The organism is uncultured Caballeronia sp., assembly GCF_964243625.1.
Classification (GTDB): Bacteria; Pseudomonadota; Gammaproteobacteria; order Burkholderiales; family Burkholderiaceae; genus Caballeronia.
Genome location: NZ_CAXTGZ010000085.1, coordinates 1 through 16,085, shown reverse-complemented (window position 1 = coordinate 16,085; position 16,085 = coordinate 1). Strand labels below are relative to the sequence as shown.

8 protein-coding genes are annotated in these 16,085 nt (G+C 62.4%); 7 read left to right on the top strand and 1 reads right to left on the bottom strand.

Annotation, left to right across the window (positions count from 1 at the left end; all coding sequences use genetic code 11):
* The first annotated feature begins 115 nt into the window (after nucleotides 1-115).
* Nucleotides 116-3,736, top strand: coding sequence for an autotransporter outer membrane beta-barrel domain-containing protein (locus ACFFAR_RS08395; RefSeq protein WP_375507740.1), 3,621 nt, complete (start codon nucleotides 116-118; stop codon nucleotides 3,734-3,736).
* 131 nt (nucleotides 3,737-3,867) lie between these two features.
* Here ACFFAR_RS08395 and ACFFAR_RS08390 read toward each other — a convergent pair whose 3' ends face one another.
* Nucleotides 3,868-4,629 carry an SDR family oxidoreductase gene (locus ACFFAR_RS08390; RefSeq protein ID WP_075360386.1) on the bottom strand — a complete coding sequence of 254 codons (762 nt, stop codon included), beginning with the start codon at nucleotides 4,627-4,629 and terminating at the stop codon, nucleotides 3,868-3,870.
* 482 nt (nucleotides 4,630-5,111) lie between these two features.
* Here ACFFAR_RS08390 and ACFFAR_RS08385 point away from each other — a divergent pair, with 482 nt between their 5' ends.
* The 6 genes from ACFFAR_RS08385 to ACFFAR_RS08360 form a co-directional block, all read left to right on the top strand.
* Entirely contained in the window at nucleotides 5,112-6,386 is a 1,275-nt protein-coding gene (locus tag ACFFAR_RS08385; RefSeq protein ID WP_075360316.1) for an efflux RND transporter periplasmic adaptor subunit, read from the top strand.
* Between the two features lie 18 nt (nucleotides 6,387-6,404).
* Nucleotides 6,405-9,524, top strand: a complete 3,120-nt coding sequence (locus tag ACFFAR_RS08380; RefSeq protein ID WP_075360315.1) for an efflux RND transporter permease subunit — start codon at nucleotides 6,405-6,407, stop codon at nucleotides 9,522-9,524.
* Complete coding sequence (locus ACFFAR_RS08375; RefSeq protein WP_375507739.1) at nucleotides 9,521-12,856, top strand: efflux RND transporter permease subunit; 3,336 nt, start codon at nucleotides 9,521-9,523, stop codon at nucleotides 12,854-12,856. The genes ACFFAR_RS08380 and ACFFAR_RS08375 overlap by 4 nt, the downstream gene beginning before the upstream one ends.
* Nucleotides 12,853-14,316: an efflux transporter outer membrane subunit gene (locus tag ACFFAR_RS08370; protein ID WP_375507738.1), complete on the top strand. Its 1,464-nt coding sequence runs from the start codon at nucleotides 12,853-12,855 to the stop codon at nucleotides 14,314-14,316. Before ACFFAR_RS08375 ends, ACFFAR_RS08370 begins: the two co-directional genes overlap by 4 nt.
* A gap of 142 nt (nucleotides 14,317-14,458) precedes the next feature.
* Nucleotides 14,459-15,466, top strand: coding sequence for a substrate-binding domain-containing protein (locus tag ACFFAR_RS08365; RefSeq protein ID WP_174364546.1), 1,008 nt, complete (start codon nucleotides 14,459-14,461; stop codon nucleotides 15,464-15,466).
* A 24-nt stretch (nucleotides 15,467-15,490) separates the two neighbouring features.
* Nucleotides 15,491-16,085, top strand: a 595-nt coding sequence (locus tag ACFFAR_RS08360) for a substrate-binding domain-containing protein (RefSeq protein WP_375507737.1), incomplete at its 3' end; no start/stop codon positions are given.

Genomic DNA, 16,085 nt, shown 5'->3' with positions numbered 1-16,085 from the left:
CGTCAATAACGGGACAATACGCGGGATCAATTCGGCCGCTATCTGGTTTCAGAATACCAGCGGGCTGAATACGGTAATCAATAACGCCACCGGGGTAATCCAGGCCCCGAGTAACGTGATAGGCAGTTCCGGCAATGGCGCGGTCGATTTCACAAATCGCGGCCAGGTGATCGGCAACCTGATTTTCGCAGGCGGCAACGACACATTGCGCCTTTACACGGGTTCCAGTATCAGCGGCAACTTCAATGGCGGCGGCGGCAACAACACAATTTTCCTGAGCGGCGAAGGGACCGCGACCTTACCCGGCAACATGGTGAACTTCTCTTCGCTGATCAAGAACGACACCGGGTTCTGGACGCTGAGCGGCACGGTGACGGGCGTGACGATCGCGGATGTCCAGCAAGGCACGCTTGCACTCACCGGCAACAACACGAACTACACGGGGAAAGTGCTGGTCGAACCGGCCGGCATTCTGCAGGCTCGCGCGCAGAGCTTGCCGCCCGGCGTGACGGACAACGGGCTCGTCCGTTTCGCCCAACCCGACGACGGCACGTATGCCGGCAGTCTGAGCGGCACCGGCGCCGTCGAGAAGACGGGGGCCGGCGTGTTGACCCTCGCGCCAGCCGCGGCGGGCGGAAACACCTACTCCGGGGGCACTACGATCACTCAGGGCACCGTTGCCATCGGGGCGGACAATGCGCTCGGTGCCGCCAACGGCGGCATCACCTTCAACGGCGGCACGCTGCGGTTCAACCAAAGCGTGGACCTTGCGGGAACGCGGCCGGTCTCGATCAATGCGCCGGGTGGAACTATCGATACGCAGGGATTTTCATCGACAGTCGCGCAAGGCATTTCAGGACCGGGGGCGTTGACCAAGGCCGGGAGCGGCACGCTCGCAATGACCGGTGCGAACACCTATGCGGGAGGAACGACGATCGCGGCCGGGACGCTCCAACTCGGGGCTGGGGGGACTAGCGGGAGCATCGAGGGTGATGTGATTGACAACGGATCGCTCGTCTTCAACCGCTCCGATGACGCTACGTTTTCCGGCGCGATCTCCGGTACAGGGTCGGTCGGGCAGGCAGGCGCCGGCGCTACGACGCTTACTGCGAACAACACGTACACGGGCGGCACGACCATCGCTGCAGGCACGCTTCAACTCGGCGATGGCGGTACATTGGGGAGCATTGTCGGCGATGTGAACAACAACGGATCGCTCGTCTTCAATCGCTCGGATGCCACGACGTTTTCCGGCGCGGTCTCCGGTGCAGGTTCGGTCACACAGGCAGGCGCGGGCACCACAACGCTTACGTCGAGCAACACTTATACCGGCGGCACGACCATCGCTGCAGGCACGCTTCAACTTGGCGATGGCGGTACATCGGGGAGCATTGTCGGCGATGTGAATGACAACGGAACGCTCGTCTTCAATCGCTCCGATGCCACGACATTTTCCGGCGCAGTCTCCGGCACCGGTTCGCTCGCGCAAGCAGGCACGGGCACAACGACGCTTACGGCAAACAACACGTACACGGGCGGAACGACCATCGCTGCAGGCACGCTTCAACTCGGCGATGGCGGCACGTCGGGAAGCATTCTCGGCGATGTGAATGACAACGGATCGCTCGTCTTCAATCGCTCCGATGCCATGACGTTTCCCGGCGCCATCTCTGGCACAGGTTCGGTCACACAAGCAGGCGCGGGCACAACGACGCTCACCGCGAACAACACGTACACGGGTGGTACGGCCATCGCCGCAGGCACGCTACAACTGGGCGATGGCGGCACATCAGGCGGCATCGTAGGCGATGTAGCCAACAACGGATCACTCGTCTTCAACCGCTCCGATGCAGTTGCATTTGCGGGCACGATCTCGGGCACGGGTTCGGTCACGCAGGCCGGCCCCGGCACCACCGTGTTCACCGCCGACAATCCGTACAGCGGCGGCACCACGGTCGCGGCGGGAACGCTTGCCGTCGGTGACGCGCAACACCCTGGCGCAGCGCTTTCCGGCGATGGCAGCGTGAGCGTGGCGAGCGCGGGCACGCTCGGAGGCTACGGCAGCGTCACGGGCAATGTGACGAACAACGGTACGATCGCCGTGGCCGATGCACTCCCCGCTTTCGCCAGCTCAGGCAACGGCGCGTTCACCATTAACGGAACCTTCACCAACGCAGGGCTGGCCGCCGTGGGCGGCGCGGCCGTCGGCAACCGGTTGAACGTGACGGGCAACTACATTGGGGCGAACGGCACGATTGCGCTGAACACGGTGGTGGCGGGCGACAATGCCGCATCCGACAGACTGGTGATCAGCGGACCGGCATCGACTGCGACGGGAACATCGGCGCTCAAGATCAACAACGCTGGAGGCGCTGGCGCGGTGACACTCGCCAACGGCATCCAGGTAATCGAAGCGAACAACGGAGCCACCACTGACCTGAGCGCGTTTCACCTTGCCAGTCCGGTGAAAGCAGGCGCGTATTCGTACTACCTTGCGAAAGGTGGCGTCTCGGACGGCACCGCGCAAAACTGGTATCTGCGTAATACGATTGCGCCCGCTCCGGTAGCGCCTGCGCCCCCCACCACACCCGCGCCCCCCGGCACCCCCGCACCACCTTCCACTGCGCCGTTGCCGGTGAATCCGTCGCTGCCAGTATCCGCCGCCAACCCGCTTGCGCCCGCCGATACCCCCATCGCCGCGCCCGGAACTCCGCCAACGCTGCTCGCGGCGCTCAGTCAGGCAGCAGCGACGCCGGCCACCGCCGCAGCCCCGGCTGCGCCGGTGTACAGGCCTGAAGCGCCGGTGTATGCGGCGATTCCCATGGTCGCGCGGCAGATCGGCATTGAACAGATCGGTACCTTCCACGATCGTCAGGGCGAACAGTCCCTGCTCGACGAGAGCGGCACATTGCCGGCGGCGTGGGGCCGCGTGTGGGGTGGTCACACGACGCAAAGCCAGGACGGCGCATTGAATCCGGAGTTTTCCGGGTCCATTTATGGCGCGCAAGCCGGACACGATATCTACGCAGATTCGACGCCGGGCGGGCATCGCAATCACTACGGGTTTTTCGTCGGCTTCACGCGCGCAACGGGCGATGTCAACGGTTACGCACTCGCGACACCCAACCTCGATGTCGGCCATCTCGCGGTCAACGGTTACAGCCTTGGGGGGTACTGGACGCATATCGGACCCGGCGGCTGGTACACCGACGCGGTGTTGATGGGCACATCGCTCACCATTGATCCGATGTCCCACGATGGCGTCGGTGTGAGCACGCATGGCCACGCGCTCAGCGGTTCACTGGAAGCCGGTTTGCCGATTCCGATTGCGTACGGTCTGGAAGTCGAGCCGCAGGCACAGATCATCTGGCAGAACCTCTCCATCAACGATCTGAACGACGGCGTCTCGACGGTCTCGTTCAAGCACGGCAACACGTTTCTCGGGCGGCTCGGCGTACGGCTGCAAGGGACTTACACCAACGCCATTGCCACGTGGCAACCGTATTTGCGTGTATCGGTATTGCGGAATTTTGGTGCAGGCGACGATGTGACCTTCGCCGGCACGACGACGTTGCCAGGATCCGTGGGGCAGACTGCAGGTCAGGTTGGTGCAGGACTGGTCACGAAGGTGAGCAAGTCTGCCAGCGCTTACGCGACGCTCAGTTACCTGACCAACCTCGGCGGTTCGCATCAACGCACGATCGAGGGTAATGCCGGCGTTCGCTGGTCCTGGTAAGGTGTGGCGGGCTCCCCGCCGGGGCATGGGCTTCGGCGGGTATCGGGCATTTCAGGCCCGCGTCGCGAGGTGTAGGGGCACGGCTCGATCGAAGAAGTCGCGGCACTGCTTATTTCGCCCTGCCTTGCCGCTCACTTGCCGCCAGTGACATCGAGGAACGTGCCGGTGATGAAGGAAGCCTCTGCGCTTGCCAGCCACAGGATCGCGCGCGCGACCTCTTCCGGCTGACCGCCTCTTCCCATCGGGATCGACTCTTTGACACGATCCACCCGTCCCGGCTCGCCGCCGCTGGCATGCATTTCGGTGTAGATGTGCCCGGGGCGAACGCAGTTGACGCGTATTCCGTCGCGTGCGACTTCCTTTGCAAATCCGATAGTGAATGTCTCGACGGCGCCCTTCGATGCAGCGTAGTCGACATATTCATTCGGGCTACCGAGCCGGGCCGATGCCGACGAGATGTTGATCACGGAGCCCCCCCGTCCGTTGTGACGATAGGACATGCGCTTCACCGCTTGCTGGGCACAGAGAATCGGGCCGATCGAGTTGACTGCGAAGACCCGCTGCATCCGCTCGAAACCGAGGTCCTCCAGGCGGGATTGCTGCGCGATGATGGCGGCGTTGTTCACCAGTACATCGATCCGGCCGAACTCCCGGTCGATCGCGGCGAATAGCTGAACGACCTGTTCCGGGTCTGCGCTGTCCGCGCGCACGGGCAACGCCCGGCGCCCCAGCGCTTCCACGTCAGCCGCCACCGCAAGGGCGGCGGACTCGTTGGAGACGAAACTTATCGCTACGTCGTAGCCTTGTGCGGCCGCAAGACGCGCAGTCGCCGCGCCTACGCCACGGCCTCCGCCCGTTATCAGAATCAGCGGTGTCTGCGAGACTGTATCCATCTGGTGAACCTTCATGGTGGCGGGAATGATCACGGGCCGGAAACGATGGCGCATCGGCGGCGTCGGCCGGCCCACTTCGAAACTGGCGAGGACAAGAATAACGATGGCGTGACGCGATGACAAAGCAGATTAAGTCCCGGCCCGGGTTAGAAAAACTCTTTCGATGGAAGGCACATGGCCTTCATAGCCGGACGTTTCCAAACGGGTTACTGTCGCCTTCTAAATCCAATTCGTAACAAAACGCAATGTTCCGGTAACCAGATTGGCGCCATCGATTGATACGATCTGGAAATGCGCGAAACTCGGTCAATGGTCTTCCGCATGCCTTTAGTAATTACTTCGTAATGCATATTGTATTGCCGTTGTAATTTTATGATCCGGTGATAGCTGCACCCGAGGCCTGTGCCAAGCCGCCATGAGTCGAAGCCCGTAATCTCGATTCAATCGGTGCGTAATATTTTTGAGATGTTGCCAAGGTCTTTATGACGCCATCCGAACAAAGTATTGAATCCCCGAAGCCAGGCAAGCACCCGCGTTTGCTGCGAATAGTCGTTGTAGTTGTAATCCTTGCGCTGATCGCGGTCGTTGTCGTGCACTTGCTCCGCGCCAAAAAGGCCCCTCGTCCTACGCCGCCGCAAGTGGTCAGCGTGGCCACGGCGAGCACGGGTTCGATGCCTGAGGTCCTCAGCGAACTCGGCACGGTGACGCCTACCGCGACGGTCACGGTGCTGCCGCAACTGAGCGGCTACCTGACCGCCGTCGGATATCACGAAGGCCAGGACGTGCAGAAAGGCCAGTTCCTCGCGCAGATCGACCCGCGCCAGTACGAAATCGACAAACAACAAGCCGAGGCGACGCTGGCCAAAGACCGCGCCGCCCTGGCGCAGGCACGCGCCGACCTCGTCCGCTTCACGCAGCTCAACGAACGCAAGTCGATTGCCGAGCAGACTTTTGCCGACCAGCAGTTCCTCGTGCAGCAGGACGAAGCGGCGGTCAAGGTCGACCTTGCCAACATCGCGCAATTCGATCTCGATCTGGCGTATTGCCACATCACCGCACCGGTCTCCGGGCGCGTCGGCCTGCGTCTGGTCGACCCGGGGAATTACGTCACGGCGTCATCGTCGCCGGGGATCGTCGTGATCACCACCATGAAACCCACCACGGTTCAGTTCACAGTGCCGCAGGATTCCCTCGCGAACGTGCTGCAACGCATGAACGGCGGCGCACGCCTGCCGGTCACCGCCTACAGCAGCGACAACTCGCGGGAGATCGCAACCGGAACCCTGTATGCGGTCAGCAACCAGATGGCGACGAGCACGGGCACCGTGACGTTGAGAGCGACCTTCCCCAATGACGATGAAGCGCTGTTCCCAAGCGAGTTCGTCAACGTCAAATTGCTGGTCGATACACTGCAGAACGCCGTGCTGGTGCCCACGCCGGCAGTGCAAAGCGGCGCGCCGGGCGACTACGTGTATCTGGTGAACGCCAACAATACGGTGTCGGTTCACAAGGTCGCGCTCGGCCCGAGCGACGGCAAGAACACGGTGATCACGTCAGGTCTTGCAGCGGGCAATATCGTGGTGACGGACGGCACTGATCGTCTGAGCGATGGCGCAAAGATTCAGGCGGCTGCGGCAAAGCCCGCTTCGGGCGTCGCGACCGGTGAGCCCCCTGCAAGCGGCGCGCAAGCTCAGCATAGACACGCCCAAGCCGGCGCGTCTGGCGCGGCCGCTGCCTCCGCGCAAGCTGCTTCGTAGTATCGGACCCATGCGCCGATGAACATTTCCCGCCTGTTTATTCTCCGACCGGTAGCCACGCTGCTGCTGATGATCGCCCTCGTGCTGGTGGGCCTCATCGCGGTGCGCGTCCTGCCGGTTTCGTCGCTACCCAACGTCGACTATCCGACCATCCAGGTGCAGACGTTTTATCCGGGGGCCAGTCCGGATGTGATGGCAACCACCGTCACGGCGCCGCTCGAAGTGCAACTGGGCGAGATTCCCGGCCTGCAGCAGATGACGTCGTACAGCTCGGACGGCGCGTCGGTCATAACGTTGCAGTTCGACTTGTCGCTGAATCTCGATATCGCGCAGCAGAATGTCCAGCAGGCCATCAACGCTGCCAACAGTTTTCTGCCGACCGGCTTGCCGGCGCCGCCAACCTACGCCAAGGTCAATCCGGCGGACCAGCCGATCCTGACGCTCGCGGTCACCTCCCCGTCGATGTCGCTCACGCAACTGGAGGACGCCACCAACAATCGCCTCGGCACCAAGATTTCGGAAGTATCGGGCGTGGGCGTGGTCACCACGAGCGGCGGCAACGTGCCGGCCATCCGCGTGGAAGCGGACCCGCAAAAGCTCGCCGCCTACGGCCTCAACATAGACGACCTGCGCACGTTGCTGAGCTACGTCAACGTGAGCCAGCCGAAGGGCAATTTCGATGGCCCCGACCTCGACTACACCATCAACGGCAACGACCAGATCTCCGATCCGAAGGACTACCTGAACACGGTCGTCGCGTATCAGAACGGCGCGCCGGTGTTCATGCGCGACGTCGCAAAGGTGACCCAGGCGCCGCAGGACGTCGAGCGCGGCGCCTGGTACAACGGCACGCCGGCGATCATCTTGAACGTGCAGCGCCAGCCGGGTGCGAACGTGATCGCGACCGTCAACCAGATCACGAAGCAGTTGCCGCAGCTCGAATCCACGCTGCCGGCGGGCATGAAGGTCACGGTTGTATCGGACACGACGGGCGTGATCCGTTCATCGGTATCCGATGCCGCGTTCGAACTCCTGCTCGCCATCGTCCTCGTGGTGGCCGTGATCTTCGTGTTCCTGCGCAACGTGCCGGCCACGATCATTCCGAGCATCTCGGTGCCGGTATCGCTGATCGGCACGCTGGCGGTGATGTACCAGTTGAACTATTCCATCGATAACCTCTCGCTGATGGCGTTGATCATCGCGACCGGCTTCGTGGTCGATGACTCGATCGTGATGATCGAGAATATCGTGCGTTATCTGGAGGAAGGCAGGACGCCACTCGAAGCGGCGCTCGAAGGCGCCGGTCAGATCGGCTTCACGATTCTCTCGCTGACCATCTCGCTGATCGCGGTGCTGATTCCGCTGCTCTTCATGGGCGGCGTGATCGGGCGCCTGTTCAGCGAATTCGCGGTGACGCTCGCGGTGACCATCGTGCTGTCGGCAGTGGTTTCACTGACAGTCGTGCCCATGCTTTGCGCGCGGCTTCTGCGCGCCCAGGCGCAACGTCATCCGAGCCGTTTCGAGCGCATCAGCGAAGGGCTCTTCGATAAAACCCTCGCCGGCTACGAACGCGGTTTGCGCTGGGTGCTCGACCACCAGATGCTCACGCTGATGGTCGCGATCGGCACGGTCGTGCTGACCGGCGTGCTGTATGTGGTGATCCCGAAGGGTCTTTTCCCGACCCAGGATATCGGCGTGATCGAGGGGATCAGCGTGGCCGACAACTCGGTGTCGTACAAGGCGATGGTCACGCGTCAGCGCGCACTCGCGGACGCCATCCTGAAAGACCCCGATGTCACGTCGCTGACCTCTTATGTCGGCATCGACGGCACGAATTCCACGCTGAACAACGGGCGTTTCCTGATCAACCTGCGCGATCGCGACAAGCGTTCGGACACGGCGCAAGAAATTGCGCGGCGGTTGCAGCAGGAGGTCGCCAATGTGTCGGGCATCAAGCTTTACATGCAGCCTGAGCAGGATCTCACGCTCGACACCACGGTCTCGCCGAACCAGTACAGCTTCGTGCTGCGCGGGCCGAGCCAGCAGGCGTTCCAGAAGTACGTGCCGGAACTCGTCGACCGGCTGAAGCAGATTCCGTCGCTGGCCGACGTGCAAAGCGACATGAACACTGACGGCCTGAGTGTGAACGTGGAAGTGAACCGGCAACTGGCGGCGCGCTTCGGCATCACACCGGCGACCATCGACAACGCGCTGTACGACGCGCTCGGCCAGCGGATCGTCTCGACGATCTTCCAGCAATCGGATCAGTACCGCGTGATCCTCGTTGCGAGACCTGAGTCGCTGCCCAATGTCGCATCCATAGGCAACCTGTACCTGCCAAGCCAGACGAGCAGCACGGGACAAGTGCCGCTCTCTGCAATTGCCAAGATCCAGATCGTCAAGTCGCCGCTCGTGATCAGCCATCTCGCGCAGTTCCCGGCCGTCACGATCTCGTTCAATCTCGCGCCGGGCGCGTCGCTGAGCACGGCGGTCGCGCGCATTCACGAGGTGGAACAAGCGGTCAAGCTGCCGCCATCCATTACGTCGTCGCTGCAGGGCGCGGCGCAGGCGTTCCAGGACTCGTTGTCGAGCGAGGTGTATTTGCTGATCGCCGCGCTGGTGGCGGTGTATATCGTGCTGGGGGTGCTTTATGAGAGCTTCATCCATCCGGTGACGATTCTTTCCACGTTGCCATCGGCGGGTATCGGCGCATTGCTCGCGTTGATGATCGCGGGCAGCGACCTGGATGTGATCGGCATTATCGGCATTGTGTTGCTGATCGGCATTGTGAAAAAGAACGCGATCATGATGGTCGACTTCGCGCTCGACGCCGAACGCAATCATGGCAAATCGCCGCGCGATGCGATCTTCGAGGCGTCGCTGCTGCGCTTCCGGCCAATCCTGATGACGACGCTCGCCGCCATGCTCGGCGCGTTGCCCATGTTGCTCGGCAGCGGCACGGGCTCGGAGCTGCGCCGCCCGCTCGGGCTTGCGATCATCGGCGGATTGACGGTGAGCCAGATGCTGACGCTTTTTACCACGCCGGTCATCTACCTGTTCTTCGACAGGATCGCCGAGCGCGTCAGGAACCGGCGCAAGCGCAACCTGCCTGAAGCGCCCGCGGAGCAGGCGCCGTGAACATCTCGGCGTTATTCATCCGGCGCCCGGTCGCGACCACGCTTCTGGCGATCGCAATCCTGATCTCCGGCGCGCTTTCGTACTTCCGGCTTCCGGTCGCGCCGTTGCCGAACATCGCGTTTCCGGTGATCGTGGTGCAGGCCAACATGGCCGGCGCGAGCCCGAACATCATGGCCTCTACCGTGGCCGAACCGCTCGAACGGCGGCTCGGCACGATTGCGGGCGTGGAAGAGCTGACGTCGATCAGCTACGTGGGTTCATCGATGATCGTGGTCGAGTTTGCGCTAAACCGCGACATCAACGGCGCCGCTCGCGATGTCGAGGCGGCCATCCAGGCCGCGCGCGCCGACTTGCCGTCGACCTTGCGCGCCAACCCGACGTATCGGCAATACAACCCGGCGGACTCGCCGATCATGGTACTAGCGCTGACGTCCGATACGCTCACCAAGGCGCAGCTTTACGATTCAGCGGATTCGGTGATCCAGCAGCAACTTTCGCAAGTGAACGGCGTGGGCCAGATCACGCTGGGCGGCGGCGCGTTGCCTTCGGTGCGGGTCGAGTTGCAGCCGGGCAAGCTGAGCAGCTACGGGATCGGTCTCGAAGATGTACGCGCGGCAATCTCGGCGGCCAACGCCAACAGCGCCAAGGGCCATCTCGACCAGGGCGACCAGCGTTACGTGGTTGTATCGAATGACCAGATCACGAAGGCGGCGCCCTATCGTCAGCTTGTGATCGCCTACCGGAACGGCGCGCCGGTGCTCCTGAGCGATGTTGCCCAGGTGCGCGACTCCAACGAGAATATCCGCAACGCCGGGCTCTTCAACTCGAAGTCGGCGGTGCTCGTCATTGTCTACCCGATGCCCGGCAGCAACATCGTGAGTACGGTCAGGCAGATCAGGAACGTGCTGCCTTCGATCGAGGCGACGCTGCCGAGCAGCGTGCATGTCAACGTCGCGATCGACCGGTCGGAATCGGTGCGCTCGTCAGTGGGCGATACCGAGCGGACCCTGTTCATCGCCGTGCTGCTGGTGGTCGGCGTGGTGTTCGTGTTCCTGCAGTCGCCGCGCGCCACGCTCATCCCGGCAGTGGCGTTGCCCATATCGATCGTCGGCACGTTCGGGCCGATGTACCTGCTTGGCTACAGCATCGACAATCTGTCGCTGATGGCGCTGACCATCGGCACGGGCTTCGTGGTCGATGACGCCGTCGTAGTGCTGGAAAACATCGTGCGCCACCTGGAACTCGGTCTCAGTCCAATAGAAGCCGCGCTGAAAGGCAGCGCCGAAGTGGGCTTCACGGTGATATCGATGAGCTTGTCGCTCATCGCCGTGTTCCTGCCGATCCTGCTGATGCCGGGCATCGTAGGATTGCTGTTCCATGAATTCGCCGTCGTGCTTTCGATTGCGATCCTGATCTCGCTCGTGATCTCGCTCACCGTCACGCCGGCCATGTGCGCGTACGTCCTGAGCCGCGAGAACGCGGGGCATGCCAAGGCGCGATGGGCAGGCTGGGTCGAGCGGCAGTTCGACCGCTTCAAGAACGCCTATGCGCGTTCGCTCACGGCCGTGCTCGATCATTCGCTGCTGGTGATCCTGTTGCTGATCGGCTTGCTGGTCGCCAACGTGTTCCTGTTCAAACTCGTGCCGGCCACGTTCTTTCCCGAACAGGACACGGGCATCCTGATCGGGCAGATCATCGCGGACCAGAGCATTTCCTTTCCCGCGATGGAAAAGAAGCTCGCGCAGTTGCAGCAGATCGTGCAGAAGGACCCGGCGGTTCAGTCGGTGGCAGGGTTCACCGGCGGCCGCGCGCTGAACACTGCGAATGTATTTATTGAACCGAAGCCGCTCGGGCAGCGTCACGTGACCGCGACCGAAGTCGTCAATCGCTTGCGGCCGAAGCTCAACCAGGTCTCCGGCGCGCGGCTCTTTGTCCAGGCGCAGCAGGATCTGCGGATCGGCGGACGGCAGTCGGCGGCTGAATACCAGTACACGCTGACGAGCGATGACTCCGCCGCGCTGTTTGCGTGGACGCCGAAGCTCGTGACCGCGCTCAACAAGGACCGCAGCGCCCTGCTCGATGTCAACTCCGACCTCCAGCAAAACGGCCTGCAGACCTACGTCAACTTCGATCGCGCGACCGCCGCGCGCTACGGCTTCGCGCCCAACCAGATCGATAACGTCCTGTACGATGCGTTCGGCCAGCGCACGGTATCGACTATCTATAACGCGCTGAACCAGTACTTCGTGGTGATGGAAGTCGCGCCGCAATACTGGCAATACCCGGAGACGCTCAAGCAGATTTTCCTGAGCACGGCGGCGGGCAATCCGACCGGCAGCCAGCAGACGCAGATGCCGGGCGCAACGGTCAAGGGCGTGACAGCGGCGAGCGCGGTCGGCGCGGCATCGAGCACGTCGAGCACCAACTCGCTGAACTCGAACGCGCAAGCCAACGCGACCACGAACAGCATTTCCAACAGCAAGGGCGGCAGTTCGAGCGGCAGCGCGGACAGTACAACGGCTGAAACCATGGTGCCGCTGCCCGCGCTCTCCAGCTACGTGAGCAACCATACGTCGACTCAGGTCAATCACCAGAGCGGACTGGTCGCCGCGACGATCTCGTTCAACCTGCCGCCGGGCGGATCGTTGAGCCAGGCCCAGGAGGCGTTGCAAAATGCAGCACGCGAGATCGGCATGCCGGCGAGCATCCACGGCGCGTTCGCGGGCGCGGCGCAAGCCTACGCGCAGTCGATGGGCACCGTTCCCCTCCTGATCATCGCCGCGCTGGGGGTGGTGTATATCGTGCTCGGCGTGCTTTATGAAAGCTCGATCCACCCGCTGACGATTCTTTCGACACTGCCATCGGCGGGAATAGGCGCCACCCTCGCGCTGCTGATCTTCGGCACGCCGTTCTCGGTCATCGCGCTGATCGGCATTATCTTGTTGATCGGTATTGTGAAGAAGAACGGGATCATGATGGTCGATGTCGCCATCCAGTTGCAGCGCCACGAAGGCATGCCGGCGCGCGATGCGATTCACGCCGCCGCGGTGGTCCGTCTGCGCCCGATCATGATGACCACCTTCGCCGCCGTGCTCGGCGCAGTGCCGCTCGCGATCGGTATTGGCCAGGGGGCGTCGCTGCGCCAGCCGCTCGGTATTACCGTGATGGGCGGTTTGATCGTGAGCCAGGTCTTCACGCTTTACACCACGCCGGTGATCTACCTGTACCTGGACCGGTTGCGTTTCAAGCTCGTCAAATGGTCGTCCGGTCTGCCGTGGAACCGGCAGGAAGGGCAAGCGGGCAGCCTCGGGCAATCAGATACAAAGGCATGACGATGAAGATATCCTCCAAACCACTCGCCGCCGCAGCGGCCCTGCTGCTGGGCGGCTGCATGGTCGGCCCGGATTACCATCGGCCGCAAGTCAGCGTGCCGGCGACCTTCCGTGAATTGCCCGGCTGGACCCAGGCTCGACCGGATGCCGATGGTCCCAAGGGCGCATGGTGGACCGGCTTCAACGATCCGCTGCTCGATCAGCTCGAACCGCTCGTGGCGGTATCTAACCAGACCGTGCGGCAGGACTATGCCAATTATCAGGAAGCGCTCGCCGAAGTGAAGGTGGCTCGCTCCGCCCTGTTTCCAACCATAGGCGTGACCGGCTCGGGCACCCGCCAGCGCAGCGCGGCGGGGACCTCGAGCGCGAGTTTGAGCCGCGGTATCGGCAATATTCAGACAGTGAGCAATTCCGGTTCGCTCGAAGGCAATGTGAGCTGGGCGCCTGATTTGTGGGGTTCGGTGCGGCGCACGATCGAACAGAATGCCGCCACCGCGCAGGCGAGCGAGGCGACGCTCGCGAACGCGACGCTCTCCGAACAGATCGCGCTTGCGACGGCCGTAATTCAATTGCGTACCAGCGACGCCAACATCGATCTGCTGCAGCAAACGGTGAAGGCATATCAACATTATCTGGACGTGGTTGCCGACCAGGACAAGTTCGGTATCGTCCCGCCTTCCGACGTACTGACTGCCCGCGCCCAACTCGAAAACGCGCAGTCGAGCCTGATCGCGCTCGGCGTGGCGCGCGCCCAGAATGCGCATGCAATTGCCGTGCTGGTGGGCAAGAACCCGGAAGACCTCGACATCCCGCACAGCACGACGATGCCAAGCCTGCCCAATATTCCCGTCGGCGTTCCGTCGACCTTGTTGCAGCGCCGCCCCGACATCGCGACGGCGGAGCGCCAGATGGCGTCGCAGAATGCGGCGATCGGCGTGGCGGTGGCGGCGTATTACCCGACTGTATCGTTGTCGGCGCTGGACGGCTTCACGCAGTCGCCGTTGGGCGGGTTGCTGCACGTGGCCAACTACGTCTGGTCGCTCGGCGGCAGCGCGACCGAAACGCTGTTCGACGGCGGCGAGCGCAGCGGCGAAGTCGCCGCCGCGAAAGCGGCGTATCAAGCGGCGGTGGCCAACTATCGCGGCACGGTGCTGACCGCCTTCGAGGACGTGGAAAACGACCTCTCCGGCCTGCGCATCCTGGCCGAGCAGTCCGACACGCTCGATTCCGCCGTGCGCGACGCAAGCCGCGCCGCCGAGATTGCGTTCAACGAGTATCAGGCGGGAACCGTTGACTACACGACAGTCGCGACCGCCCAGGCAACGCAGTTGAGCAGCCAGCAAACGGCGCTGAACGTGCAGCAGTCGCGTTTGCTCGATGCAGCGTCGCTGATAGGCGATCTCGGCGGCGGCTGGTCGGACAGCCTGCTGCACGATGCACGCACTGCGACCGCCCCTTGACCGATAGCGGACAACCCCTTGCAGTAGCTATCGTTTCAAACCTGCGCCCCCATCTCAAATTCCGCTTGACATCAGTTTTATGACGAATTTCAATACGAAAGCGGTTTAGTAAAGCGCTTTCGTAGAGGTCGAAGTGGCAAAAATGAAGTTGGGAGCAAGCCTGAGCGATGTCGCGTCGGCCGCCGGTGTTTCGCCGTCGACCGTATCGCGTTACCTCAACGCGGGCATCAAGTTGCCCGCATCGACCTCCGAACGGATCGATGCAGCAATCAAGACCTTGCGTTATGTGCCCAATCCTCTCGCCCGAAGCCTGGGGCGGGGCCGGTCGGACACGGTGGGGCTCGTCATTCCCGACATTGCCAATCCGTTTTTCGCGTCGCTCGCGTCCGCGGTCGAGCAAGCAGCGGAGGAGCATGGTCAAGGGGTTCTGTTGAGCGCAACGTCGAACAGTGCGGCACGTGAAGTGGAATACGTGTCCCGCATGCTGCGCAACCGCGTGAGCGGCCTTTTGTTCGTAAGCGGACATCACAACTCGAGTGACCTCGCCGAAACCCTGGCTGCTGCGCCGGGCCTGATCCTGATCGATGAAGACGTACCGGGCATCGATTGTTCGAAGGTCTTTTGCGATAACGAGAACGGCGGCCGGCTGGCCGGGCAATACCTGGCGTCCGTCGGGCACAAGCGGATTGCGTTCATTGGCGGACCCGAGAAGCTGCGCAGCACGACTGAACGGCTGAACGGCTTGCGCGAAGCCGCGGAAGAAAACGGCGCAAACGTCGTCATGACGTGCTTCGGCAACTATTCGCCGGAGTTCGGCCGGCAGGCGGCGGCGCAGATCCTGCAGTCGAGCGAAGAGCCAACAGCGGTTTTTGTTTCGAGCGGAGAGATAGCGTTTGGTTTGCTGGAGGCGCTGCATGCGGCGGATATTGCCATTCCGGAGCGCCTGTCTCTCATCGTTTTCGACGATGCCGGGCCGTTGCATCTGTTTAATCCCGCATTGACCGCAATACGGCAGCCCATCAGGGAGATGGGAAGAAAGGCAGTGGAGCTCGCGTTGGCGGAACCGGACGAGAACGCTGCGTTCGTCGAGTTCTTGCTGCCTGTTGAACTGATTGTCCGTGCTTCGGTCACGGCACCCAAAGCAACCTGAATATCCAACCTTAAAGGCGAGAAAATGCTAAACCAACTTCGTGGGAAAGTGCTTCGCAAGATAACCTTAGGATTACTACTGACGGCATCCTTGCCTGCGCTCGCGGCTCAGACGTACAGTCTCATTCTCATCAACCAGCAAGCCACCTACTTCAATCAGATGCGCGAGGGCGCACAGAAGCAGGCCGACAAGCTCGGTGCAAAGCTGATCGTCTTCAATGCCAACGACGTTCCAAGCGCACAGAACAATGCGCTGGATGACTACATCCAGCAGAAGGTCGACGGAATAGCGGTCGATGCAATCGACGTGAATGGTCTGCGATCCTCGGTCAAGGCAGCGGCGGCGGCCGGAATAACGGTCGTGGGCATCGACGCCGTACTGCCGCCGGGACCTCAGAAAGCGCAAGTGGGCGTGGACAACGCCGTAGGCGGAAAGCTGATCGCCGACTATCTCGCCAAGTATGTCCAGGCGAATCTCGGCGGAAAGGCCCGGGTCGGCGTGGTCGGCGCCCTGAGTTCCACGATCCAGAATTCCCGCCAAAAGGCATCTATCGATGAACTGGCGAAGTCGCCCGGAATTTCCATCGCCGGGATTGTGGATGGACGCAACAGCCAGGATG

Bases quoted from the DNA above. Each gene is read 5' to 3' on its own strand.
- ACFFAR_RS08365 (WP_174364546.1), top strand. From the start codon at position 14,459: ATGAAGTTGGGAGCAAGCCTGAGCGATGTCGCGTCGGCCGCCGGTGTT.
- ACFFAR_RS08390 (WP_075360386.1), bottom strand. From the start codon at position 4,629: ATGGATACAGTCTCGCAGACACCGCTGATTCTGATAACGGGCGGAGGC.
- ACFFAR_RS08370 (WP_375507738.1), top strand. From the start codon at position 12,853: ATGACGATGAAGATATCCTCCAAACCACTCGCCGCCGCAGCGGCCCTG.
- ACFFAR_RS08380 (WP_075360315.1), top strand. From the start codon at position 6,405: ATGAACATTTCCCGCCTGTTTATTCTCCGACCGGTAGCCACGCTGCTG.
- ACFFAR_RS08385 (WP_075360316.1), top strand. From the start codon at position 5,112: ATGACGCCATCCGAACAAAGTATTGAATCCCCGAAGCCAGGCAAGCAC.